The organism is Bradyrhizobium sp. NC92 (assembly GCF_025200865.1).
GTDB lineage: Bacteria > Pseudomonadota > Alphaproteobacteria > Rhizobiales > Xanthobacteraceae > Bradyrhizobium.
In genome coordinates this window covers 4718535-4743266 of sequence record NZ_CP104171.1, presented here as the reverse complement: position 1 = coordinate 4743266, position 24732 = coordinate 4718535, and the positions used below count along the sequence as shown (strand labels likewise).

Sequence of the window (24732 nt, the reverse complement as noted above, 5' to 3'; positions counted from 1 at the left end):
AAATACCAACAGCCGCTTACCTCGGGCCGATTTGCACCAGCACCGCGGCAAAATCGCGGCCTAAACCCAGCCTTGCACAGACCGCGGGCCTTTTACCGGCGGGATAGACCCGATATGAAAGGGGCTTGCTCAAGAAAGCCGCGTACGGAGGAAGTCCATGGCAGCCAAGACGAAATTCCGAGGGTCGTTCACCGCCTTGGTCACCCCGTTCAAGAACGGCGCGCTGGACGAGGCGGCGTTTCGCTCCCTGGTCAACTGGCAGATCTCCGAGGGCACCAATGGCCTCGTTCCGGTCGGCACCACCGGCGAGAGCCCGACGCTCAGCCACGACGAGCACAAGAAAGTCGTGGAATGGTGCATCGCTGAAGCCAAGGGCCGCGTGCCCGTCATCGCGGGGGCCGGCTCCAACTCGACCAAGGAGGCGATCGAGCTCTCGCAGCACGCCGAAAAGGCGGGCGCGGACGCCGTGCTGATCGTCACGCCCTATTACAACAAGCCGACCCAAGAAGGGATGTACCAGCACTTCAAGGCGATCAACGATGCGATCGGGATTCCGATCATCATCTACAACATCCCGCCGCGCTCGGTGATCGACATGTCGGTCGACACCATGAAGCGGCTGTGGGAGCTGAAGAACATCGCCGGCGTCAAGGATGCCACCGCCAGCATGGTCCGTGTGTCGCAGCAGCGCGCGGCAATGGGCGAGGATTTCAACCAGCTCTCCGGCGAGGACGCCACCATCATCGGCTACATGGCCCATGGCGGCCATGGCTGCATCTCGGTGACCTCGAACGTCGCGCCGCGCCTGTGCTCGGAGTTCCACGCCGCCTGGCAGAAGGGCGACACCAAGGCGGCGCTCGCGATCCACGACAAGCTGATGCCGCTGCACAACAACCTCTTCATCGAGAGCAATCCGGCGCCGATCAAGTACGCGATGTCACTGCTCGGCAAGCTGGACGAGACGTTGCGGCTGCCGATGGTTCCGGTGTCCGAGCCGACCCGCGTTGCCGTGCGCAGCGCGATGGTTCACGCCGGCCTGATCAACTGACGCAATAGCCGTTCGGGGGGCCTTTCATGAGCGTGGACGAAAAGGGCGCGCGTATGCTCAAGGAGTTCCGTGAGTTCGCCATGAAGGGCAACGTCGTCGATCTCGCGGTCGGCGTCATCATCGGCGCAGCCTTCGGCGCCATCGTCACCTCGCTGGTCGGTGACGTCATCATGCCGATCATCGGCGCCGTCACCGGCGGCCTCGACTTCTCGAACTACTTCATCCCCTTGTCGAAGGCGGTCACCGCCACCAACTTAGCGGATGCGAAAAAGCAAGGCGCCGTCCTTGCTTACGGCAGCTTCCTGACGCTGACGATCAACTTCATCATCGTCGCCTTCGTGCTGTTCCTGGTGATCCGCGCCATGAACACCTTGAAGCGCAAGGAGGAGGCGGCGCCCGCCGCTCCGCCAAAGCCGTCGGCCGAAGTCGAGTTGCTGACCGAGATCCGCGATCTCCTCAAGAAGTGACGCGCCCACTTCATCCGAACTGTTAGAATCAGAGCGCATCTCGATCAGGTTTGCCCGTCAGGTTTTGTAGGTCATGGCCGATAAGAACGAACGTCCGATCAAGGTCATGGCGGAAAATCGCAAGGCGCGTTTCAACTACGCCATCGAGGACACGATCGAGGCGGGCATTGCGCTGACCGGCACCGAGGTCAAGTCGATCCGCAACGGCAAGAGCACGATCGCGGAATCCTATGCCGATTCCAAGAACGGCGAGATCTGGCTGATCAACGCCACCATTCCCGAATATCTGCAAGGCAACCGCTTCAACCACGAGCCCAAGCGGCCGCGAAAGCTGCTGCTCCACCGCCGGCAGATCAACAAGCTGATCGGGGCGGTCGACCGCGAGGGCATGACGCTGATCCCGCTCAAGCTTTACTTCAACGAGCGCGGCCGGGCCAAGCTGCAGCTGGCGGTTGCGAAGGGCAAGAAGCTGCACGACAAGCGCGAATCCGAGAAGAAGCGCGACTGGAGCCGGGAGAAGGGCCGGCTGCTGCGGGCGAGGGGATGACGAGATGAATCAACGGAACCTGCTCGAGGTCGACTGGAGCCAGATTCCCGCGCCTTCCGACGACGGCGCCGCTGCCCATCTAGAGGGCATGACGTTGCCGCCGATCGGCCTGCTTGCGACCGACGATACGTCGGTCACGCTGTCGGCGCTGCGCGGCCGAACCGTGGTGTTCGCCTATCCCCGCACCGGAGAGCCCGGCAAGATTGCGCTGGTCGACGATTGGGACATGATCCCGGGAGCGCGCGGCTGCACGCCCCAGACCTGCGCATTCCGCGATCTCTACGCCGAGCTGAAAGCCGCCGGCGCCTCGCACGTGTTCGGCCTCTCGACCCAGAGCAACGACTACCAGATCGAGATGGCTTCGCGCCTGCATCTGCCGTTCCCGGTGCTCTCGGACGAGAAGCTGGCGCTGACGCGCGCCTTGAACTTGCCGACCATGGAGGTCGCGGGCCTGACGCTGATCAAGCGCCTCGCGCTTGTTATCGACGACGCCAGGATCACACACGTGTTCTATCCCGTGTTTCCGCCCGATCGGAACGCCGGCGACGTGCTGGCCTGGCTCAAGGCGAATCCCGCCAATAGCTAGTCGAGATCCGCCTTCACCTTCGCGAACACCGATCTGAACATGTCCGGGGTCAGCACGCCGGTATTCGTGTTGTAGCGGGAGCAGTGATAGCTGTCGTAGAGCCTGAACGCGCCGGCCTGATGCACCGCGCCATGACCGAAGGGGGCTTGTGAGGCCTTCAGGTTCAGCGGCTTGAGCACGCTGTCGTGCGCAATCCGCCCGAGCGCGACGATCGCGCGCAGGTTCGGCATCGTCGCTAGATTGGCCACGAGGAACTGGCGGCAGGTGTTGATCTCGATCGGCAGCGGCTTGTTCTGCGGCGGCACGCAATGCACGGCATTGGCGATCCGGCAATCGACGAGTTTCAGGCCGTCGTCCGGGCGCGCCTGATAGGTGCCCCTGGCAAAGCCGTATTCGATCAGCGTGGCGTAGAGCAGGTCGCCGGCATAGTCGCCCGTGAACGGCCGCCCCGTGCGGTTGGCGCCCTGCATTCCCGGCGCGAGGCCCACGATCAGGAGGCGGGCCTTGATGTCGCCGAAGGGCGCAACAGGCGCATTGTGCCACGATGGCTCGCGCGCGCGGTTCGCCTCGCGAAAGGCGACCAGGCGCGGACAGAGCGGGCAGTCACGGTCGGGAACGACGGTGAGAGGCTGGCGGCTGGACCGTGCCGCCTCACTCCTCGAAGTCGTCATCGCCCCTCGGCGCCATCGTGGTCGCGCGCTGGAGGAATTGCGGGGCGTGATGACGTTCGCCACGCTCGCCGCGGTCACGCGGGGCGGGGCGCTCGGACGGATCGCGGCCGAGCTTGGATTGCAGCTCGACGAGATCGGTGAAGACGTCGGCCTGGCGGCGCAGCTCGTCGGCGATCATCGGCGGCTGGCTGGCAATGGTGGAGACCACCGTGACCCGCACGCCGCGGCGCTGGACGGCCTCGACCAGCGAGCGGAAGTCGCCGTCACCCGAGAACAGCACCATCTGGTCGATGTGCTCGGCGAGCTCCATGGCGTCCACGGCGAGCTCGATGTCCATGTTGCCCTTCACCTTGCGGCGGCCGGAGGCGTCGATGAATTCCTTGGTCGCCTTGGTGACGACGGTGTAGCCGTTATAGTCCAGCCAGTCGATCAGCGGGCGGATCGAGGAGTATTCCTGGTCTTCGATGATGGCGGTGTAATAGAACGCCCGCAACAACGTACCGCGGCTCTGAAACTCCTTCAGCAGGCGCTTGTAGTCGATGTCGAAGCCGAGGGTTTTCGCCGTCGCGTAGAGATTGGCCCCGTCGATGAAGAGCGCGATCTTGTTGGTAGGAGAAGGTGACATTCAGTTTGCTCGCGTAGCGTTCGTGATTGATCGTTTTTTGTTGGCGCGGCGACAGTGGGCCGCGCAGTTCTAGAGTGCCGCAGAGATCCGTCGAAACCGCAAATCCGGAGAAGTCGGGGCAATCAAGGTATAGTTATGGCGGACTTGCATACACCCGGCGCCGCCCCCAACGGCAGCCCGGAAAACCACCCGTCCCAGCCCCAATGTGGGGGTAGCAGAGCGGTTTGGCGAGGCCAAATCACAAAATGGCCTTGCGAAACCGTCCCGGCCCCTATAACTAGCCCCAATCATCCACATATTTCGTCCCACCCACAACGGAGCGACAGTCCATGGCTCGCGTCACCGTAGAAGATTGTATCGACAAGGTCGACAACCGGTTTGACTTGGTCCTGCTGGCCGCCCACCGTGCCCGCATGATCTCGTCCGGTTCACAACTAACGGTTGACCGCGATAACGACAAGAACCCTGTTGTGTCTTTGCGTGAAATTGCCGAGACGACGATCTCGCCGGAGGACCTCCGCGAGGAGCTGGTCCACTCGCTCCAGAAGTTCGTCGAGGTGGATGAGCCCGAGCCGGATACGGTGCCGCTGATCGGTTCCGCGGGCGCAAGCGTCGATGCCGACGACACCGAGGTCGCGGTGGAGCGCATGACCGAAGAGGAGCTGCTGAAGGGCCTGGAAGGCCTCGCGCCCCCCGAGGAGCAGCCCGAGGAAGACGAGTAATTCCTCCATCGCGATCATCTTCTTCTTGTGATCATATCAAAGGCCCGAACCGCTGTTCGGGCCTTTGCTTTTGTTGACCTTTTCGTGGTTACCATAGCGCTGCGGTTGGCGCTTTGCCCTGTCACTGAATTGATCGGACACGAGCGCGATCGGAGTTAGGATGTATGCAGCGGGCCGGTTCGAGCCCGTTTGAAGGCAGGACGGCATGGTATATCGGCGCCGCAGATCCACGCAGATGCAGGCCGCAACCGAATCGGTTGCCGTGGCCCCGACTGCGCCGGTCGCGCGCCCGGCCAGGCCCCGCGCCCGCATGATGCGTCAATATGACCTCGTCGAGCGCGTCAGGTCCTACAATCCCAACACCAACGAAGACCTGCTGAACCGGGCCTACGTCTACGCCATGAAGGCGCACGGCTCGCAGACCCGCGCCTCGGGCGATCCGTATTTCTCGCACCCGCTCGAAGTGGCGGCGATTCTCACCGACCTCAAGCTCGACGACGCCACCATCGTGGCCGCGCTGCTGCACGACACGATCGAGGACACCGAGGCGACGCGGGCCGAGATCGACCAGATCTTCGGATCCGAAATCGGGGCGCTGGTCGAGGGGCTGACCAAGCTGAAGCGGCTCGAGCTGGTCTCGCGCGAAGCCAAGCAGGCCGAGAACTTGCGCAAATTGTTGCTGGCCATTGCCGACGATGTCCGCGTGCTTCTGGTCAAGCTCGCCGACCGCCTGCACAACATGCGCACGCTGGATTTCGTGCCCACGGAATCGCGCCGGCGCATCGCCGAGGAGACGCTCGACATCTACGCGCCGCTGGCGGGCCGCATGGGCATGCAGGAGATGCGCGAGGAGCTGGAGGACCTGTCCTTCCGCACCCTCGATCCCGAAGCCTATTCGGTGGTGATGCAGCGGCTCGATGCGCTCGCCGAGCGCAACCGCAACCTGATCGGCGAGATCGAGGACCAGCTCTCCAACAATCTGCGCCATCGGGGTCTGGGGGCGCGGGTCTATGGCCGGCGCAAGAAGCCGTTCTCGATCTGGACCAAGATGGAGCGCAAGTCCGTCGGCTTCGAGCAATTGTCCGACATCTTCGGCTTCCGCCTCGTCGTCAGCGACATCGAGGCCTGCTATCGCGCGCTCGGGATCGTCCACACCACCTGGCCGGTCGTGCCGGGGCGCTTCAAGGACTACATCTCGACGCCGAAGCAGAACGACTATCGCTCGATCCACACCACCGTGATCGGCCCCGGCAATCAGCGCGTCGAGCTCCAGATCCGCACCGAGGCGATGGACCAGATCGCCGAGCGCGGCATCGCCGCGCACGTCTTCTACAAGGAGGGTGTGGGTTCGCCGACCGAATTCCTCAAGCGCGAGTCCAACGCCTTCGCCTGGTTGCGCCACACCATCGGCATCCTCTCGGAAAGCGCGAACCCGGAGGAATTCCTCGAGCACACCAAGCTCGAGCTGTTCCACGACCAGGTGTTCTGCTTCACCCCCAAGGGCAAGCTGATCGCGCTGCCGCGCCATGCTAACGTGATCGACTTTGCCTATGCCGTGCATACCGACGTCGGCAACAGCGCGGTCGGCTGCAAGATCAACGGCAAGTTCGCGCCGCTGTCCTCGGAGCTTCAGAACGGCGACGAGGTCGAGGTGCTGACCTCGGAGGCGCAGTCGGCGCCGCCCTCGGCCTGGGAGACGCTGGCCGTCACCGGCAAGGCGCGCGCCGCGATCCGCCGCGCCACCCGTACCGCGGTGCGCGATCAATATGTCGGGCTCGGCCGGCGCATCGTCGAGCGCCTGTTCGAGCGCGCCAAGATCGAATACGCCGACGACAAGCTCAAAGGCGCGCTGCCGCGGCTCGCGCGCACTTCGATCGAGGACGTCATGGCGGCGGTGGGGCGAGGGGAGATCAAGGCCTCCCATGTCGCACGTGCGATGTACCCCGATTACAAGGAGGAGCGCATCGCGCGCTACGGCGTCAAGAAGGGGCTTGCCGCCAAGCTCAAGGAGAAGGGGGTCTCCGAACCGGCGCGCAGCCCGGTTGCGATCCCCATCCGCGGCATCAATTCCGACCTTCCGGTGAAGTTCGCGCCGAACGGCGGCGCCGTCCCCGGCGATCGCATCGTCGGCATCGTCACGCCGGGCGAGGGCATCACGATCTATCCGATCCAGGCACCGGCCCTGAAGGATTTCGAGGAGGAGCCGGAGCGCTGGCTCGACGTCCGCTGGGACATCGAGGACTCCGCGCCGCAGCGCTTCCCCGCCCGCATCAAGGTCGAGAACGTCAACGAGCCCGGCGCGCTGGCGCAGATCGCGACCGTGATCGCCGAGCACGACGGCAACATCGACAACATCAGCATGCAGCGCCGCTCGCCCGATTTCACGGAGACGACGATCGATCTCGAAGTCTACGATTTGAAGCACCTGAGCGCGATCCTGGCCCAGCTGCGCGCGAAGGCGGTGGTCGCCAAAGTCGAACGTGTTAATGGATAGGCGCATCTCGCATGCGCCGTTCACTCTGATTTCGCGAGTCCTGAAATGCCCGCTTCGAAGCTCCGCCTCGGCGTCAACATCGATCACGTTGCAACCGTGCGCAACGCGCGCGGCGGCCGCCATCCCGATCCGGTGCGCGCGGCGCTGCTCGCGATCGAGGCCGGCGCCGACGGCATCACCGCACATTTGCGCGAGGACCGCCGGCACATCCGCGACGAGGACATGGCGCGCCTGAAGGCGGAGATCTCCAAGCCGCTCAATTTCGAGATGGCCGCAACGGACGACATGATGCGGATCTCGCTCGCCACCAAGCCGCACGCGGTGTGCCTCGTGCCGGAGCGGCGCCAGGAGGTGACGACCGAAGGCGGGTTGGATGTGGTCGGCCAGCGCGACGCGCTCGCGCCCTATATCGCGCGGTTGAACGAGGCCGGCATCCGCGTGTCGCTGTTCATTGCGGCCGACCCCGCCCAGATCGAGATGGCGGCGCGGCTACGCGCGCCCGTGATCGAGATCCACACCGGCGCCTGGTGCGATGCCGTCACCGACGGCCACAGCGACAAGGCCGAGGCCGAATGGCGGCGGATCGTGGCGGGGGTGAAGCTGGCCAAGGACGCGGGGCTTGAGGTTCACGCCGGTCACGGGCTGGACTATGCGACGGCGGAGAAGATCGCCGGCTTGCGGGAAATCATGGAGCTGAACATCGGCTATTACATGATCGGCGAGGCGCTGTTCGTGGGGCTGGCCGAGACCGTGCGCAGCATGCGCGCGGCGATGGACCGGGGCCGGAGCCGGGCATGATCATCGGCATCGGCTCCGACTTGATCGACATCACCCGCGTGGCCAGGGTGATCGAGCGCCATGGTGAGCGGTTCCTCGACCGCATTTTCACCGCTGCCGAGCGGGCCAAGGCGGAGCGGCGGGCCAAGAACGAGAAGATGGTGGTGGCGACCTACGCCAAGCGCTTCGCCGCCAAGGAGGCCTGCTCCAAGGCGCTCGGCACCGGCATCAGGCGCGGCGTCTGGTGGCGCGACATGGGGGTGGTCAACCTGCCGAGCGGGCGGCCGACCATGCAGCTGACCGGCGGCGCCCTGGCCCGGCTCCAGGCCCTGACGCCGGAGGGCTTCGAGGCGCGGATCGACCTTTCGATCACCGACGACTGGCCGCTGGCGCAGGCCTTCGTCATCATTTCGGCCGTGCCGCTGGCGAAGCCCTGATGCGATCCGGTCGATTTTATAATTCGTATTTGGAATCAATGTCTTATTCAGTTTTGATGCGATCCTTGATTGCGTGGCCTCCGACAACCGTCTAAAAGTCCGCCGACGCAAACCAGCTTGGGCGAATTCGGCTTTATGCCGGAATTGGCCCCCACTATCAGAATCAGGACAATCTCCATGGGCCGCGAAGCGATGGGCTGTTCGCGCCAGGAGGGCGCTCTGTGACCGCCGGCCGGAATTGAGAGAGCAATGAGCGTGACTTCAGGAACGAAAACTGAGAGCGGCGTCGGCGAAACGATCCGGGTCGTCATTCATGCTCTCCTGATCGCGCTCGTGATCCGCACCTTCCTGTTTCAGCCCTTCAACATCCCGTCCGGCTCGATGAAGGCGACGTTGCTGGTCGGCGACTATCTGTTCGTCTCGAAATATTCCTACGGCTACAGCCATTTTTCGATTCCGTTCTCGCCGCCGCTGTTCTCGGGACGGATCTGGGGCTCGGACCCGGCCCGCGGCGACATCGTCGTGTTCCGCCTGCCGAAGGACGATTCCACCGACTACATCAAGCGCGTGATCGGGCTTCCCGGCGACCGCATCCAGATGCGGGACGGGCTGCTCTACATCAACGATGTGCCTGTCGAGCGGCAGCGCATGAGCGAATATGTCGGCGAGGACCCTTGCGGCTCGGAGGGCGGCGGCATCTCCCGGGTGAAGCGCTGGAAGGAGACGCTGCCGAACGGCGTGTCCTATGAGACGCTGGACTGCGCCGACAACGGCTACATGGACAACACCAACGTCTACACCGTGCCGGCCGGCCGCTTCTTCATGATGGGTGACAACCGCGACAATTCCACCGATAGCCGCTTTCTCGGCCAGGTCGGCTATGTCCCGCAGGAGAACTTGATCGGCCGCGCCCAGATGATCTTCTTCTCGATCGCTGAAGGCGAGCATGCCTGGATGTTCTGGCGCTGGCCGTGGGCGGTGCGCTGGAATCGCTTCTTCAAAATCGTCCGATGAAAGACGAAGCAAAGGACATCGCGACCCAACCAATCGAGGCGCAGGCGGGCCCCGAAGGGGAAGCCGCGACCAAGTCGCCCGCAAACAAAACATCGGCCGACAAGACATCTGCAGACAAGGCGCCTGCAAAGAAGAAGCGGGCGCGGAGCAGCAAGGCCAAGGGCACGGACGCGAATGCGGCGGTCGAAGCGCGCATCGGCCACAGCTTCACTGACCCGAACCTCTTGATGCAGGCGATCACGCATGTCTCGGCCCTGAAGTCCGGGCGCAAGCGCGGCGACAGTTATCAGCGGCTGGAATTCCTCGGCGACCACGTGCTCGGCCTCGTCGTCTCCGACATGCTCTATCACGCCTTCCCGAACGCCGACGAAGGCGAGCTATCGAAGCGTCTTGCCGAGCTCGTGCGCAAGGAGAGCTGCGCGGACGTCGCCAAGTCGCTCGGTCTCGTCGACGACATCAAGCTGGGCTCGGTCGGCTCCAGTGCCGATGCCCGCCTGCGCAAATCCATTCTCGGCGACATCTGCGAGGCCGTGATCGGCGCCGTCTACCTCGACGGCGGCCACGCGGCGGCAGCCGAATTCGTCAAGCGTAACTGGACCGAGCGTATGCACAAGCCGCGCCGTCCGTTGCGCGATCCCAAGACCGTGCTGCAGGAATGGGCGCAAGGCAAGGGACTGCCGACGCCGGTTTATCGCGAGGTCGAGCGTACCGGCCCGCATCACGATCCGCAGTTCCGCGTCGCCGTCGATCTGCCGGGCCTGGCGCCGGCCGAGGGCATCGGCGGCAGCAAGCGCGCGGCAGAGAAGGTGGCAGCCTCAGTAATGATCGAACGCGAAGGCGTCGGCGGCGGCAATGATGGTTGAAGCAAGCGGCGAGGCACCCAGCGCGACGCGCTGCGGTTTCGTCGCGCTGATCGGCGCGCCGAATGTCGGCAAGTCCACGCTCGTCAACGCGCTGGTCGGCGCCAAGGTCACGATCGTCTCGCGCAAGGTGCAGACCACGCGCGCGCTGATCCGCGGCATCGTCATCGAGAACAACGCGCAAATCATCCTGGTCGACACGCCCGGCATCTTCTCGCCCAAGCGCCGGCTCGACCGCGCCATGGTCTCGACCGCCTGGAGCGGGGCCCACGATGCCGATCTCGTCTGCGTGCTGCTCGATGCCAAGACCGGGATCGACGAGGAGGCGGAGGCGATCCTCGCCAAGGCAGCCAGCGTCAATCACGACAAGATCCTCGTCATCAACAAGGTCGATCTGGTCCAGCGCGAGAAGCTGTTGGCCCTGGCGCAGGCCGCGAACGAGCGCATGAGCTTCGTGCGGACGTTCATGATCTCGGCGATCTCGGGCGACGGCGTCGACGACATCCGCAAGACGCTCGCGGACATGGTGCCGCCGGGCCCGTTCCTCTATCCTGAGGACCAGATGTCGGACGCGCCGATGCGGCAGCTGGCGGCGGAGATCACGCGCGAGAAGATCTATCAGAAGCTGCACCAGGAATTGCCGTACCAGTCCACGGTCGAGACCGACAAGTGGGAGGAGCGCAAGGACAAGTCGGTGCGGATCGAGCAGACGATCTATGTCGAGCGCGAAAGCCAGCGCAAGATCGTGCTCGGCAAGGGCGGCGCCACCATCAAGTCGATCGGCGCCGACTCGCGCAAGGAGCTGATGCAGATCCTGGACGTGCCGGTGCACCTGTTCCTGTTCGTCAAGGTGCGCGAGAACTGGGGCGACGATCCCGATCGCTACCGCGAGATGGGTCTGGACTTCCCGAAAGAATAACCAAGAAAAGATCGGCATTCGATGAGCCTACCCGTCAACGTCCAGCGCTTCGAAGCGCTGCTCTATGCATCGTTGATGCTGGATGCCGTCTCGGTGGCCGTGCAGGACCGCACGCCTACTGCCGAGGTGACCGAGCAGATGATCATGACCGGGACGTTGCTCGCCGGGGGCATGATCCTCCTGCTGCTCTATTTCGTCCGGCTGGCTGCGCATCATCGCAAGAACTGGCCGCGCTGGGTGCTGGCGGCGGCCCTCGTGCTGTCGGTGATCTCGCTCGGCCAGATCATCGGCGCGAAGGGACTGGAGCTCGACAGCGCCATCGAGATCGTCTCCTGCGCGCTGACGACGATCGGCCTCTATTTCTCCTTCAGCGGCGACGCGCAGGGCTGGTTCAACGCGTGAGATTTTGTGCGGTGCTGTAGGGTGGGCAAAGGCGCGCCTTGCGCGCCGTGCCCACCATCTCATCCTGGTCGCAGAAAATTGGTGGGCACGCTTCGCTTTGCCCACCCTGTACCCTTGTGGGGTTCGTGGCGGCCTTCGGATGTAGACTGGCCGTCCGGGCCGATCCGCCGGGAGCAGCCTTGTCCACCTGTGCCTCGAGCACCGACGTAGGAACCGCGCCCCGGCGGAGCGACCGCGATCGAGATCCGGTAGGAGGTCGCGCCAAGAGCGCCGGTACAGGGACTGATCAGGATCGTGGTGGCCCGCCTTGCGAGCAAGGAGGTCTCAACAATGATCGAAGATGTACGCTGGTTCGTCGGGATCGACTGGGCAACGCGGAGCCATAGCGTTTGCCTGCTGGATGCCGCGGGAAGACAGGTTGCGCAGCACGAGTTCGACCATGGCGGCGCCGGGCTGACGGAGTTGCGTGACTGGCTGCTGGAGAAGACCAAGGCCGCACCGGGACAGATCGCCGTGGCGATCGAGATGCCGCACGGCCCGGTGGTGGAGATGCTGCTCGAGCACGGGTTTGCGGTGTTTGCCATCAATCCCAAGCAACTGGATCGCTTCCGCGATCGCTTCACGGTGGCCGGTGCCAAGGACGACCGCCGCGATGCTCATGTGCTCGGCGCCTCGCTGCGCACTGACCGTGCTGCTTTCCGTCGGCTTGTGGCAGACGATGCGGCGATGATTGAGCTGCGGGAGTGGTCGCGCCTGGCGGACGAACTGCAGCAGGAACGCACGCGGCTTGCCAACCGCTTGCGTCAGCAGTTGTGGCGATATTATCCCCAGGCCACCAAGTTGACCGACGATGTCGCCGACGAATGGTTCCTGGCGCTTTGGCAGAAGGTGCCGACCCCCGCCAGTGCGGTCAAGGCCAGCGAGAAGGCCATCGCAGGTGTTCTCAGGGACTATCGTATCCGCCGTCTCAATGCGGCGACGGTGCTCGGGACTTTGCGCGAGGCACCGCTGTTCGTAGCCCCGGCACGACGGAGGCAGCCTGCGCTCACATCCGCAGCCTGGCGGCACGTCTGCACCTGGTCAATCGGCAGATCAAAGAGGCTCATCAGAACCTGGACCGGCTATGTGCCGAGTTCGAAGGAGAGGAGAAGCCGTCGGGGCAGAGCTCGGAGCAGTGCGACGTGACGATCCTACGCTCCTGGCCAGGAATCGGCAGGATCAATCTCGCCACACTGCTCGCCGAGGCCGCAGAGCCCCTGCGCAGACGAGATTACCATGCTCTGCGCGCCTTGGCAGGGGCTGCGCCGGTGACGCGGCAAAGCGGCAAACAACGCTTCGTGATCCGCCGCCTCGCCTGCAACAGGCGGCTACAGAGCGCCGTCCATCACTGGTCGCGTGTCGCCATCCAACACGACGCTGCCAGCAGGCGACGGTATGATGCCTTGCGCAGAAAAGGACACGGTCACGCGCGGGCTCTGCGCAGCGTGGGAGATCGCTTGCTTTTTGCCCTGTGCACGACGCTCAAGCGACAGACCCCATACGATGCGGACCATAACGGCACAAAGAACTCCGCGAACGGGTGAGCCCCATTCCTTTGTTCGGCCGGGCGACCATTCCTTCGTCCCGACCTGCCGAGCGCCAGAGCGCCGCCCGCAGATGCTGTCCAGGATGCCGAAGGCACCGGCAAAGCCGGCGCGCAGCGTCCTGGACTGCATCGAGCACGGCGCTACCATATTGCCCTATAAGGACGTTCCCCTTGACCAAGGGTAGGAGGTCCTACGACAGCTCGAAATGCGATAAGATTCCCACATGGAATGGTCCGATGAAGGCATCGTGCTGGGGGTTCGGCGGCATGGCGAGTCTAGCGCCATCGTCGAGCTGTTGACGCGCGCGCATGGCCGGCATCTCGGGCTGGTCCGCGGCGGCGCCGGCGCGCGGATGCGGCCGCTGCTGCAGCCGGGGAATAGCGTCAGTGCGGTGTGGCGGGCGCGGCTCGACGAGCATCTGGGCACTTATACGATCGAGGGACTGAAGCTGCGCGCGGCGACGCTGCTGGGGTCATCCCATGGCGTCTATGGCGTCACCCATCTCGCCTCGATCGCGCGGCTCTTGCCGGAGCGCGATCCGCATGAAGACATCTTTGCGCTGCTCGAACATTCGCTCGACGATTTCGACGACATCGGCAGCGCGGCCGTGCACCTGATCCATTTCGAGCTGGCGATGCTCGCCGAGCTGGGTTTCGGTCTGGCGCTGGACAATTGTACGGTGACCGGCGAGACCACGGACCTGATCTATGTCTCGCCGAAATCCGGCGGCGCGGTATCGCGCGGCGCGGGCGAGCCGTGGCGCGACCGGCTGTTGCGCCTGCCGCCGTTCCTGCGCCAGGGTGAAACCGCGAGCGATCTTACCGAGCAGGATCTCCAGGATGGCTTTCGGCTCACCGGCCTGTTTCTGCTCCGCCACGTGCTGGAGCCGCGCGGCCAGGGCCATTCCGACGCGCGGGCCGGCTTCATCAACGCCTTGATGCGGCAGCAGGCGAGGGCGGCGATCCCGGCGCCATGACGTAACGGCTGCCCAGACTTGCACATTGGCATTTGGTTCCGGGGAACCAAATCGGCCCGAGCTGAATTGGGCCCGAGGTTCCACATCGGGGGACAGCCCAAATGTTGATCAAGGGATTCGCCTTGTCCGCAACGCTGCTTGCCTTCGCGCCCGACGCCATGGCCGGCGAGCCGCAGCCCGGGGTATTTCGCCGGGCCTCGTGCACGGTGGTGCGATACTACGTCGCGAAATATTCCGCTGCCGCGGCAGAGACATGGGCGCGGTCCCATGGCGCCACCGAGGCCGAGATCGAGACCGCCCGGCGTTGCCTGGTCAATGTGCCGGCGCCCGCTCAAGCGCCGGGTGCGGCCAAAACCCAGACGGTCACCGCCGGCTGGGCGGGCCAGTAGGCCGCCCACAGGGAACCATTCGATCCTTGCCCGATTCGCTTCCACGGTTTAACCGGGCGGCATGGGAAAACGAATCGTTCCGCCGGAAGAACCGGCTGAAATCCACGAGGTGCCGCTGCGTGAGGCGCTGGAAGAGCGCTATCTCGCTTATGCCCTCTCCACCATCATGCACCGTGCGCTGCCGGACGCGCGCGACGGCCTGAAGCCGGTGCACCGGCGCATCCTCTACGGCATGCGCCTGCTTCGGCTCGACCCCGGCACGGCCTTCAAGAAGTCCGCCAAGATCGTCGGCGACGTGATGGGCTCGTTCCATCCGCATGGCGACCAGGCGATCTACGACGCCATGGTCCGTCTCGCGCAGGATTTCTCCTCGCGCTATCCGCTGGTCGACGGCCAAGGCAATTTCGGCAATATCGACGGCGATAACCCCGCCGCCTACCGCTACACCGAAGCGCGCATGACCGACGTCGCGCGGCTTCTGCTCGAGGGCATCGACGAGGACGGCGTCGAGTTCCGCGCCAATTACGACGGCCAGTCGAAAGAACCCGTCGTGCTGCCGGGCGGTTTCCCGAACCTGCTCGCCAACGGCGCACAGGGCATCGCCGTCGGCATGGCGACCTCGATCCCGCCGCACAATGCCGCCGAGCTGTGCGATGCCGCGCTGCATCTGATCGAGAAGCCCGACGCGAAGTCGAAGGCGCTCTTGAAGTGGGTGAAGGGCCCGGATTTTCCGACCGGCGGTATCATCGTCGATTCCAAGCAGGCGATTGCGGAGGCCTACACCACCGGCCGCGGCTCGTTCCGCGTCCGTGCGCGGTGGACGCAGGAGGAGGGTGCGCGCGGCACCTGGGTCGTCGTCGTTACCGAGATTCCATTCCTGGTGCAGAAGTCGCGCCTGATCGAGAAGGTCGCCGAGCTGCTGGACCAGAAGAAGCTGCCGCTGGTCGGCGACATCAGGGACGAGTCGGCCGAAGACGTCCGCATCGTGATCGAGCCGAAGTCGAAGAACGTCGATCCGGCGCTGATGATGGAATCGCTGTTCCGGCTCACCGAGCTCGAAAACAAGATTCCGCTGAACCTCAACGTGCTGATCAAGGGCCGCATTCCCAAGGTCGTGGGGCTCGCGGAGTGCTTGCGCGAATGGCTCGATCATCTGCGCGACGTCCTGATCCGTCGCACCAATTACCGCAAGGGCGAGATCGAGCACCGGCTCGAAATCCTCGGCGGTCTGCTGATCGCCTATCTCAACATCGACGAGGTGATCCGGATCATCCGCAACGAGGACGAGCCGAAGCCGGCCTTGATGAAGGCGTTCAAGCTCACCGACCTGCAGGCCGACTCCATTCTCAACATGCGGCTGCGCAATCTGCGCAAGCTCGAGGAAATGGAGATCCGCACCGAGGACAAGGATCTGCGCAAGGAGCTGAAGGGCATCCAGGCCCTGCTGGCCTCCGAGTCCGAGCAGTGGAAGAAGGTCGGCGAGCAGGTCGGCAAGGTCCGCGACATGTTCGGGCCGAAGACGCCGCTCGGCAAGCGCCGCACCACCTTTGCGGATGCGCCGGAGCACGACCTCGCCGCGATCGAGGAGGCCTTCGTCGAGCGCGAGCCAGTCACCGTCGTCGTCTCCGACAAGGGCTGGATCCGCACCATGAAGGGCCATGTCGAGGATCTCTCGGGCCTCGCCTTCAAGCAGGATGACAAGCTCGGCTTCGCGTTCTTTGCCGAGACGACCTCGAAGCTGCTGCTGTTCGCCACCAACGGCAAGTTCTACTCGCTCGACGTTGCGAAGCTGCCGGGCGGCCGCGGCCATGGCGAGCCGATCCGACTGTTCATCGATCTGGAGCAGGAGGCCGCGCCCGTCGCGCTGTTCGTCAACAAGGGTGGCCGCAAATTCCTGGTCGCGAGCCATGAGGGCCAGGGCTTTGTGGTCAACGAGGACGATTGCGTCGGCACCACCAAGAAGGGCAAGCAGGTCCTCAACGTCGACATGCCGAACGAGGCGCGCGCGATCACCGAGGTGACGGGCGACACCGTCGCCGTCATCGGCGAGAACCGCAAGATGCTGGTCTTCCCGCTCGACCAGGTGCCGGAAATGGCGCGCGGCCGCGGCGTGCGGCTGCAGAAGTACAAGGACGGCGGTCTCTCCGACGTTGCGGTATTCGACTCCAAGGCGGGCCTGATCTGGAAGGACTCCGCAGGACGCGAATTCTCCGCGACCATGAAGGAGCTCGCGGAGTGGCAAGGCACCCGCGCCGACGCCGGCCGCCTGCCGCCCAAGGGTTTTCCGAAGTCGAACAAGTTCGGCCGGGTGATCGGGTAGGGCGATCTGGTGTCCCGGACGCGCTGCAACGCATCTTGCGTTGCTGCGCAGAGCCGGGACCCACGCTGCACGGATTTCTGGGAGACATGGGCCCCGGCTCAGCAGCGCACCGTCGAAGTGACGCTGCGCTGGTCCGGGGCACGAGGGTGTGGCGCGCATCTGTCCCCACATCGTCATTGCGAGCGCAGCGAAGCAATCCAGAATCCCACCGCGGAAAGACTCTGGATTGCTTCGCTGCGCTCGCAATGACGAGAGGCGATAGCGCTGTTCTCCAACTGACATTGAGTACCCCGCAAACGCGTGGCAGCTAGCCGTGAGCGCATACGTGCGGGCACGAACATTGCTTTTTCCTGGCGACTGCAAACGGCTGGTCGAAAGGCAAAAACATCCCAATGCTCAAACTGAAGGCTTTCATTCCGGCGCTGTTCGGCCTCGCGCTGGTGGCGGCGCCTGCGCATGCGGCGGGCAATCTCGTCGCGGTGCTCGAGGCGGAGATCGTCACGCTCGATCCGCATTTCTCCACGGCCTATATTTCGCGCACGTTCGGCTACATGGTGTTCGACACGCTGTTTGCGAAGGATTCCAAGGGCGACATCAAGCCGCAAATGGTGCAGGACTGGAAGGTCTCGCCCGACGGGTTGACCTATACGTTCACGCTGCGCGAAGGCCTGAAATGGCATGACGGCCAGCCGGTCACATCAGCCGATTGCGTGGCCTCGCTGCGTCGCTGGGGCACGCGCAGCGCGCTCGGCCGCCGCATCTTCGCGATCACGGCTTCCCTCGAGCCGATCGATGCGACAACCTTCGTGCTGACGCTGAAGGAGCCGTCCGGCCTCGTCATCGACGCACTCGGTAATCCCGTCAGCCCGGTCGCGTTCATGATGCCCGAGCGCATCGCGAAGACGCCGGGCGACCAGCGTATTGCCGAGATCATCGGCTCCGGACCGTTCGTCTACAGCAAGGCCGAGCACCGCACCGGCGACCGCATGATCCTGAAGAAGTTCGGCGACTATGTGCCGCGCCCCGAGCCCGCGGACTTCCTGGCCGGCGGCAAGCGCGTCAATGTCGACACACTCGAGATCCGCGTCATTCCCGATGGTGCGACCGCCGCCTCTGCGCTGCAGGCCGGCGAAGTCGATTTCATGCAGTACGCGCCGTTCGATCTGTTGCCGCAGCTTGAGAAGAACACGCGCGTCAAGCTCGTCAACTTCACCGGCGGCAACATGTTCGCCGGTGCCTATCGTCTCAACGCCGCCTCGAAGCCGTTCGATGATCCGGAAATCCGCCGCGTGCTGTGGAAGCTGGTCGACCAGCGCGAAGTGCTGGATGCGCTCGGGCTCGACGCCAAGTACGCCACGCCTTGCGCGACTTACTTCACCTGCGGCACCACCTACGAGAGCAAGGCCGGCACGGAAGTGGCGGCCAAGCCCTCGATAGAAGCAGCGAAGGCTGCGCTGAAGGCGACCAAATATGCCGGCGAGCCCGTCGTCGTGATGCAGGCCAACGACCTCGAAGCCCCGCGCGTTTCGGCGCAGGTGCTCGCCGAGCGGCTGAAGGCTGCCGGCTTCAACGTCGATCTGCAGGTGATGGACTGGGCGAGCGTGCTGGCGCGCCGCGCCAAGAAGGAGGGCTGGAGCGTCTACGGCGTCCACGCCGGCGGCTTCGATCTGGGCTCGCCGCTGACCAATGTCATGGTCGCCTTCAACTGCGCCGACTTCACCGGCTGGCAATGCGATGCGCGCATCACGCCGCTGATGGAAGCCTTCGCCAAGGCGCCGGCCGAGGAGGACCGGAAGAAGATCGCGGGCGAGATCCAGGCCGTCATGTACGACCAGGCGCCCGGAATCCCGTGGGGGCAGTTCGCCCAGCCGGCCGCCTATCGCGCGACTTTGCGCGGTCTGATACCGTCCGCCATCCCGGTGTTCTGGAATGTTGAGAAGTAAGGCGATGTACGATGTCATTGTTGTCGGCGGTGGCTCCGCTGGCGCCGCCGTTGCCGCGCGGCTCTCCGAGGATCCGGCACGGCGCGTGCTGCTGCTAGAGGCGGGGCGCGACTGGCGCGCTGACGAGGCACCCTGGGAGGTGAGGACGCCGAATCCGATCCCGATCATCCACAAGCGCGAGTACCAGGAGAAATGGCAGTGGCCCGATCTGCTGACGCGCCGCGTCGCGGGGCAGGAGCCACGCTTCTACTGGCGCGGCAAGGGCCTTGGCGGCTCGTCGATGATGAACGGCCAGATCGCGATCCGCGGTGTTGCCGATGCCTTCGACGAATGGGCGGCCAATGGCTGCACCGGCTGGTCGGCGAAAGAGGTGATGCCGCTGTTCTCGGTGATCGAGGACGATCTGGAGTTCGGTGACGCCGAGGGACACGGACGCGGCGGGCCGTTGCCGGTCTATCGCGCGCCGCCGGAAGACATGGGGCCCGATCGACCGGGGCTTGCGCGATGCGGCGCTGGCGAGCGGCTATCCCTGGTGCGCCGACGTCAATGGTCCGGACGGCGAGGGCGTTGCGTGCTACCCCATCAACAGCCGCAACTTGCGCCGCATCACCACCAACGAGGGCTATCTCGAGCCCGCGCGCGGGCGCGCCAATCTGGAGATCCGCGGGCATGCGCTGGTCGATCGAGTGCTGATCAGCGACGGACGGGCGACCGGCGTCCGCGTTCATATCGAGGGGCAGGGCACCCACGAGATCAGCGCACGCCAGATCGTGCTGTGCGCCGGCGCCATCCACAGTCCGGCGATCCTGCTGCGCTCGGGCATCGGCCCGGCCGAGGAATTGAAGGCGATGGGGATTAAGGTCGAACGCGATCTGCCGGTCGGCCGCCATTTCTTCGACCATCCGCTGTTTCGCGCCACGATCCAGCTGCGGGAGGAGCTTCGTCCCACCGATGCAAATACGCGCCACACCAATTGCTGCGTGACCTATTCCTCGGGCCTCGCCAACGGCGGCAAGCGCGACATGATTCTGATTGCGTTCAATCATCGCGGCATCGGCGTGCCCGGCGCGATCGGCGCCGGGCTGTTCAACGCCTATTCGCGTGGAACGCTCAAGCTGGCCTCGACCGATCCTGCAATCGATCCCGTCGTCGAGGAGAACATGCTGGCCGATCCCCGCGACATGCTGCGCATGATGGATGCGGTGAAACGCCTCGCCGTCATCACCTCGCAGCCGGCCCTGTCAGGGATTGCCGACTGGATCAGGCTCGCCGACACGGATTTGACGCTGCCGCAGGCCGCCGGCCTGCCCGATCACGAGCTCGACTCCGTGCTGCGCCGTGAGACCGGCGACATCCAGCATGCTGCCGGCAGCTGCCGCATGAGCGGCGTGGGCGACGCGGATGGCGTGGTCAACCCCGACGGCAACGTGAAAGGAATCAGCGGCCTGCGCGTCGCCGATGCCTCGATCATGCCGTCCGATTGCCGCGCCAACACGCACTTCACCACGGTGGTGATCGGGGAAGCGATCGCGCGGATGATGATGCGGTAGTCGGCGGTCAGAATTCAAGCCGCATTGGGATGAGTCACGCGCGCTTCGCGGAAGGGTGCGTGGAGTGGCCGCGGGACTGGAATTAATTCAACGTTGCGCAACATCGTTCCTACGAATGTCGAAAGCTTGGGACGAAGGTCCTCAGGAACGTTTGCGCGCCGCTTTGATTGGCATGTCATCGTCAATCGGAGTTTTGAACAATGCGAAAGACAATCTTCTCAGTGGCCATGTGTGCGTTGCTTGCCGGCGCGTCGATCGGGTTCGCTCATGCGCAGGCAGGAGGAGGCGCGGGAGGCGCAGGTGGAGCGGGCGGCGCAGGTGCGGGCGCCAGCGCCGGAGCTGGAGGAACCAGCGGCGGCTCGGGGAGCGGAACGAGCGGCGCGGCGGGTGGAACAGGGGCGGGCAGTGTTGGCGCCGGCACCGGGACGGGATCCAGCGCAGGTACCAGCAGTGGCAATGGCGCGGGTACCGGCCAGGGCGGCCCTCAGACCATCCGTCCCGGCAGCTCCAACGATCCAACCCGAAAGTAACAACATCCTCGCCGGGTGACTTCAAGAACGGGAAGCTGCGGGTTCAACTCAGCAGCTTTCCCACGGCGTCCGTCGCACAACGGGCCCGCCCAAGGTGGTACGGCCTCTTTATGGACTGAACACGCTGTGGAGAAACCGCTCCTTTTCGCCGGGCGCGTAACCTTGAGAGGCGCCAAAATACGGCTCAGTGGCGCCGTGGGGCGCCGATGGAGGCGGCGCGTAGGCAAAACCTGAAGCGGCACCTGGCGGGATCATGCCCTGACCGGAATGAACGGTCGCGTGCCGCCGGTGTGTGTGATGCACCTGTGCCGCGTCGGCAACGCCACCCAAGGTGATCAGAAGACTTAAAGCCAGAATGAAACGCATCGCTGTGTCTCCAAACGCCCCACCTGCTTAGCTGGCGTTCGGCCGCGGCGTTCCAACCCATTCTGGCCTCACGATTGGTCACATCCCTGGCATCAGATGACTCCCGCTAGCCGCAGCGCCACGCCCGCCGCGCAGCTGCCCGCGAGCACCGTCAGCATGCCGAGCTTGAAGCGGAAGATCGCGGTGGCCGCCGCGATTGCCAGCACCAGCGCCGGCACATCGACGCTTCTCAGCACCGGCATGTCGAAGTTCAGCGGAAACGCATGCACCGGCACGGTCTCGCGGAACAGGGTGTGCAGCGCGAACCAGATCGAGAGGTTGAGGATCACGCCGACCACGGCAGCTGTAATCGCGCTGAGCGCGCCGGCGAGGCCGGTGTTGCCACGCAGGCGCTCGATATAGGGCGCGCCGACGAAGATCCAGAGGAAGCAGGGCGTGAAGGTGACCCAGGTCGCGAGCAGGCCGCCGTAGGTTGCCGCCAGCATCGGCGACAGTCCGCCCGGGTCGCGATAGGCCGCCATGAAGCCCACGAATTGCAGCACCATGATCAGCGGGCCGGGGGTGGTCTCGGCCATGCCGAGACCGTCGAGCATCTCGTGCGGCTTCAGCCAATGATAATGCTCGACCGCCTGCTGGGCGACATAGGCCAGCACGGCGTAGGCGCCGCCGAACGTCACCAGCGCCATTTTCGAGAAGAACAGCGCGATCTGGCTGAACACGTTGGCCTGGCCGAAGGCGACGAGCAGCGCGATAACCGGCACCAGCCAAAGCGCCAGCCATACTGCACCGACGCGGATCGTGCGCGCGGTGTTGGGGCGGATGTGATCGGGCGCGGCCTCGCCGAGCATGCTGTCGATCGCGGCGCCGCTGCCGCCATGACCGTGGCCGGCCGGCGCGAATTCCGGACGGCCGCTTCGGGCGCCGGCATAGCCGATGAGGCCGGCGGCGATGATGATGATCGGGAAGGGCACCGCGAAGAAGAAGATCGCGACGAAGGCCGCGGCCGCGAGCGCGACCATGATGCGGTTCTTCAGCGCGCGCTTGCCGACGCGGACCACGGCCTCGACGACGATGGCGAGCACGGCGGCCTTGAGCCCGAAGAACAGCGCCTCGACGAAGCTGACATTGCCGAAGGCGGCATAGATGTAGCTGAGGCCCATGATGGCGATGATGCCGGGCAGGATGAACAGTCCGCCCGCCATCAGCCCGCCGGCGGTACGATGCATCAGCCAGCCGACATAGGTCGCGAGCTGCTGTGCCTCAGGTCCCGGCAGCAGCATGCAGTAGTTCAGCGCGTGCAGGAACCTGCCCTCGGAGATCCATTTCTTCTCCTCGACCAGGATGCGGTGCATCACCGCGATCTGGCCCGCGGGCCCGCCAAAGCTCAGGCAGGCGACACGAAGCCAGACGCGAAACGCTTCGTTGAAGCTGATGCCGTGACCGGCATCAGCTCCCGTTTGATCGGCGCGAACGTCCATTACGCCTTCACCTTGTTGGTCGGCCAGTTGTGCGTCTCGGTGGTGGCGTCGCGGCACCAGCGGTAGAAGGCATCATAGAGCAGCATGCCGGCCTCGAGCTGCTCGAGGTCGTCGTCATACATGCGCGACAGCCCGAGCGAGGCTGCGAGCAGGCCGGGCGCCTCTGGCGCCAGGTCGGGTCGCGCGGTGTCGGCGCCGCGCACCAGCGTCGCGAGGCGCAGCAGGGGCGGCGTCGCGATGCCGAACTCCTCGATCATCACGTCGAAGGTGCAGAGCTCGCCGCGGTGGCTCCAGAACACGTTCTCGATGTCGAAGGGCGCTGCGCCAAAGCGCTCGCCGACGGCGACCACCTCGGACGGCGCGACATAGAGGAACACTGCGCCCGGATCGACGAAGCGGCGGATCAGCCACGGGCAGGCGATGCGGTCGACTTTCGGCCGCGCCCGCGTCACCCAGACGGTGCGCCCCTTGGCATCGCGCGGCGGCAGCTTGCGGGCGTCGACCAGCGGCAGCTTGGCGGCCTTCCAGCCCTCGAAGCCGCCCTCCAGCGTCTCGGCCTGCGCGCCGAGCTGGCGCAACCAGGCCGCGGTGCCTTGCGCGAGCTTCTCGCCGCGGAGGCAGGAGACCACGGCGCGGCGGCCGGCGAAGGCGCCGCCCCAGTCCGTCACGTTGTCGTGGCTGAGCTTGAGGGAGCCGGGAATCAGCCGCCGGTCGGCGGCAAAATCCTGCTCGGTGCGCACATCGATCAGAACAGGCGCGTTCGCCGTGCCGATCAGGCGTGCCATTTTGTCGGATGATATGGTCGTGAATGTAGACATGATGCGTCCTCGCAAGAACTAAACGGGACGCGATGCTTGGGCCTGTCGCCTCGTGGGGAGATCGCTCAAATCCCCATGGCACAGATTACAGCGAAACTAAGAAGCACTGTCAATCCGCGGGACGATTGGACCTTAGAAAATTGCTGCCTGCCGTCTATATTGCAGGCCAACGGACCTGAATTTTCTGGAGAATTCGATGCATTCCCATTCCATCGAACAATGGACCCATGACCACGCCTTCCTGGGCGAGAAGCACGACGAGAACGAGCGGCGCACCTGGTTCGTGGTGGTGCTGACGTTGGTCATGATGGTCGGCGAGATCGTCGCCGGCTCGCTGTTCGGTTCGATGGCGCTGCTCGCCGACGGCTGGCACATGGGCACGCATGCGGCGGCGCTCGGCATTGCCGCCTTCGCCTATCGCTTCGCGCGGCGGCATCTGGGCAATGCGCATTTCACCTTCGGCACCGGCAAGTTCGGCGATCTTGCCGCCTTCGCCAGCGCGATCATCCTGGGCCTGATCGCGGTCGAGATCGCCTGCGAGAGCGTGCTGCGGCTGATCAACCCGGTGCCGATCGTCTATGGTGAGGCGATCGCGGTGGCCGCTCTCGGGCTGTGCGTCAACCTCGCCAGTGTTTGGCTGCTGCGCGACAGCCACGATCATCACCATCACGGTCATGGCCATGCGCATGATGACCACGACGATCATGGCCACGACCATGATCACCACCATCATCATCATCACCACGACAACAATCTCCGCGCGGCTTACGTCCATGTCATGACGGATGCCGCAACGTCCGTGCTGGCGATCGCTGCGCTTGCCGTCGCCATGTATTCGGGCTGGGTCTGGGCCGATCCGGCGGTGGGCCTGATCGGCAGCATTGTGATCGGAAGCTGGGCATTCGGCCTGATCAAGTCATCCGGTGCGGTGCTGCTCGACGCGCGCGCCGACGAGAAGCTGGAGCGGGTGATCCGCGCCCGCATGGAGGTCGGCGAGGATCGCGTCACCGACCTGCATCTCTGGCAGGTCGGACCCGGCCACTGCGCCGTGCTGCTCTCGGTCGTGTCGGACAAGCCGAAGCAGCCGGCCATCTACAAGCGGCGGCTGGCGGGGTTGAAGGGACTCAGCCACGTCACGGTCGAGGTCGAGACCTGTCCGCATTGACAGGGGCCGGAATTCTGCTGCGCAGCCGGGGTTGATACTCGA

The 24732-nt window shown here is 64.8% G+C and carries 24 protein-coding genes and 1 pseudogene; 20 read left to right on the top strand and 5 right to left on the bottom strand.

Going from position 1 to position 24732, the window contains the following annotated elements; all coding sequences use genetic code 11:
* Positions 1-157: 157 nt before the first annotated feature.
* The 4 genes from dapA (at position 158) to N2602_RS22195 (ending at position 2648) form a co-directional block, all read left to right on the top strand.
* Positions 158-1048 carry a 4-hydroxy-tetrahydrodipicolinate synthase gene (gene dapA / locus N2602_RS22210; protein WP_025036729.1) on the top strand — a complete coding sequence of 297 codons (891 nt, stop codon included), beginning with the start codon at positions 158-160 and terminating at the stop codon, positions 1046-1048.
* 53 nt (positions 1049-1101) lie between these two features.
* A complete protein-coding gene (gene mscL / locus N2602_RS22205) occupies positions 1102-1515 on the top strand; it encodes a large conductance mechanosensitive channel protein MscL (RefSeq protein WP_260383695.1) in 414 nt (137 codons plus the stop codon).
* A gap of 73 nt (positions 1516-1588) precedes the next feature.
* On the top strand, positions 1589-2062 hold the full coding sequence (gene smpB / locus N2602_RS22200; protein WP_025036727.1) for an SsrA-binding protein SmpB: 474 nt from the start codon (positions 1589-1591) through the stop codon (positions 2060-2062).
* 4 nt (positions 2063-2066) lie between these two features.
* Positions 2067-2648: a peroxiredoxin gene (locus N2602_RS22195; RefSeq protein WP_172783422.1), complete on the top strand. Its 582-nt coding sequence runs from the start codon at positions 2067-2069 to the stop codon at positions 2646-2648.
* On the opposite strand, the gene N2602_RS22190 is transcribed toward N2602_RS22195, so the two are convergent.
* Both N2602_RS22190 and N2602_RS22185 read right to left on the bottom strand, forming a co-directional pair.
* Positions 2645-3319: a uracil-DNA glycosylase gene (locus N2602_RS22190; protein ID WP_172783423.1), complete on the bottom strand. Its 675-nt coding sequence runs from the start codon at positions 3317-3319 to the stop codon at positions 2645-2647. The genes N2602_RS22195 and N2602_RS22190 overlap by 4 nt on opposite strands.
* On the bottom strand, positions 3300-3944 hold the full coding sequence (locus N2602_RS22185) for an NYN domain-containing protein (RefSeq protein WP_025036724.1): 645 nt from the start codon (positions 3942-3944) through the stop codon (positions 3300-3302). The genes N2602_RS22190 and N2602_RS22185 overlap by 20 nt, the downstream gene beginning before the upstream one ends.
* 329 nt (positions 3945-4273) lie before the next feature.
* On the opposite strand from N2602_RS22185, the gene rpoZ reads away from it, so the two are divergent.
* The 15 genes and pseudogenes from rpoZ to N2602_RS22115 all read left to right on the top strand — a co-directional run bounded on the left by rpoZ (position 4274) and on the right by N2602_RS22115 (position 20333).
* Complete coding sequence (gene rpoZ / locus N2602_RS22180) at positions 4274-4666, top strand: DNA-directed RNA polymerase subunit omega (protein ID WP_007603391.1); 393 nt, start codon at positions 4274-4276, stop codon at positions 4664-4666.
* Positions 4667-4871: 205 nt separating this feature from the next.
* Positions 4872-7160, top strand: a complete 2289-nt coding sequence (locus N2602_RS22175) for a bifunctional (p)ppGpp synthetase/guanosine-3',5'-bis(diphosphate) 3'-pyrophosphohydrolase (RefSeq protein ID WP_172783424.1) — start codon at positions 4872-4874, stop codon at positions 7158-7160.
* A gap of 45 nt (positions 7161-7205) precedes the next feature.
* Positions 7206-7958: a pyridoxine 5'-phosphate synthase gene (locus tag N2602_RS22170; protein WP_260379405.1), complete on the top strand. Its 753-nt coding sequence runs from the start codon at positions 7206-7208 to the stop codon at positions 7956-7958.
* Positions 7955-8374 carry a holo-ACP synthase gene (acpS, locus tag N2602_RS22165; protein ID WP_172783426.1) on the top strand — a complete coding sequence of 140 codons (420 nt, stop codon included), beginning with the start codon at positions 7955-7957 and terminating at the stop codon, positions 8372-8374. The genes N2602_RS22170 and acpS overlap by 4 nt, the downstream gene beginning before the upstream one ends.
* A gap of 249 nt (positions 8375-8623) precedes the next feature.
* Positions 8624-9388 carry a signal peptidase I gene (gene lepB / locus N2602_RS22160; protein WP_172783427.1) on the top strand — a complete coding sequence of 255 codons (765 nt, stop codon included), beginning with the start codon at positions 8624-8626 and terminating at the stop codon, positions 9386-9388.
* A complete protein-coding gene (rnc, locus tag N2602_RS22155) occupies positions 9385-10251 on the top strand; it encodes a ribonuclease III (RefSeq protein ID WP_260379404.1) in 867 nt (288 codons plus the stop codon). The genes lepB and rnc overlap by 4 nt, the downstream gene beginning before the upstream one ends.
* Positions 10241-11167: a GTPase Era gene (era, locus tag N2602_RS22150; RefSeq protein WP_172783429.1), complete on the top strand. Its 927-nt coding sequence runs from the start codon at positions 10241-10243 to the stop codon at positions 11165-11167. The genes rnc and era overlap by 11 nt, the downstream gene beginning before the upstream one ends.
* A 21-nt stretch (positions 11168-11188) precedes the next feature.
* Positions 11189-11569, top strand: coding sequence for a hypothetical protein (locus N2602_RS22145; protein WP_260379403.1), 381 nt, complete (start codon positions 11189-11191; stop codon positions 11567-11569).
* A gap of 330 nt (positions 11570-11899) precedes the next feature.
* Positions 11900-12754, top strand: coding sequence for an IS110 family transposase (locus N2602_RS22140; protein WP_260379402.1), 855 nt, complete (start codon positions 11900-11902; stop codon positions 12752-12754).
* The gene (locus tag N2602_RS38940; protein ID WP_409241839.1) at positions 12751-13152 is read left to right on the top strand and encodes a transposase; all 402 of its coding nucleotides are present in this window, start codon (positions 12751-12753) and stop codon (positions 13150-13152) included. The genes N2602_RS22140 and N2602_RS38940 overlap by 4 nt, the downstream gene beginning before the upstream one ends.
* A gap of 226 nt (positions 13153-13378) precedes the next feature.
* Complete coding sequence (recO, locus tag N2602_RS22135) at positions 13379-14131, top strand: DNA repair protein RecO (RefSeq protein ID WP_172783431.1); 753 nt, start codon at positions 13379-13381, stop codon at positions 14129-14131.
* Positions 14132-14232: 101 nt separating this feature from the next.
* Positions 14233-14520, top strand: a complete 288-nt coding sequence (locus tag N2602_RS22130; protein ID WP_260379401.1) for a hypothetical protein — start codon at positions 14233-14235, stop codon at positions 14518-14520.
* A 61-nt stretch (positions 14521-14581) separates the two neighbouring features.
* Positions 14582-16840, top strand: a complete 2259-nt coding sequence (parC, locus tag N2602_RS22125) for a DNA topoisomerase IV subunit A (protein ID WP_260379400.1) — start codon at positions 14582-14584, stop codon at positions 16838-16840.
* Between the two features lie 392 nt (positions 16841-17232).
* Positions 17233-18783, top strand: a complete 1551-nt coding sequence (locus N2602_RS22120; RefSeq protein ID WP_260379399.1) for an ABC transporter substrate-binding protein — start codon at positions 17233-17235, stop codon at positions 18781-18783.
* Positions 18784-18787: 4 nt separating this feature from the next.
* A pseudogene (locus N2602_RS22115) lies at positions 18788-20333 on the top strand (GMC family oxidoreductase).
* A gap of 638 nt (positions 20334-20971) precedes the next feature.
* On the opposite strand, the gene N2602_RS22110 reads toward N2602_RS22115, so the two are convergent.
* The 3 genes from N2602_RS22110 to N2602_RS22100 form a co-directional block, all read right to left on the bottom strand.
* Positions 20972-21229: a hypothetical protein gene (locus N2602_RS22110; RefSeq protein ID WP_212255116.1), complete on the bottom strand. Its 258-nt coding sequence runs from the start codon at positions 21227-21229 to the stop codon at positions 20972-20974.
* A 92-nt stretch (positions 21230-21321) separates the two neighbouring features.
* A complete protein-coding gene (gene chrA, locus N2602_RS22105; RefSeq protein ID WP_172783437.1) occupies positions 21322-22707 on the bottom strand; it encodes a chromate efflux transporter in 1386 nt (461 codons plus the stop codon).
* On the bottom strand, positions 22707-23525 hold the full coding sequence (locus tag N2602_RS22100) for a chromate resistance protein ChrB domain-containing protein (RefSeq protein WP_172783438.1): 819 nt from the start codon (positions 23523-23525) through the stop codon (positions 22707-22709). The genes chrA and N2602_RS22100 overlap by 1 nt, the downstream gene beginning before the upstream one ends.
* 196 nt (positions 23526-23721) lie before the next feature.
* Here N2602_RS22100 and dmeF point away from each other — a divergent pair, with 196 nt between their 5' ends.
* Positions 23722-24690 (top strand): CDF family Co(II)/Ni(II) efflux transporter DmeF, encoded by a 969-nt coding sequence (dmeF, locus tag N2602_RS22095; RefSeq protein ID WP_260379398.1) that lies wholly within the window; start codon positions 23722-23724, stop codon positions 24688-24690.
* Positions 24691-24732: the final 42 nt, after the last annotated feature.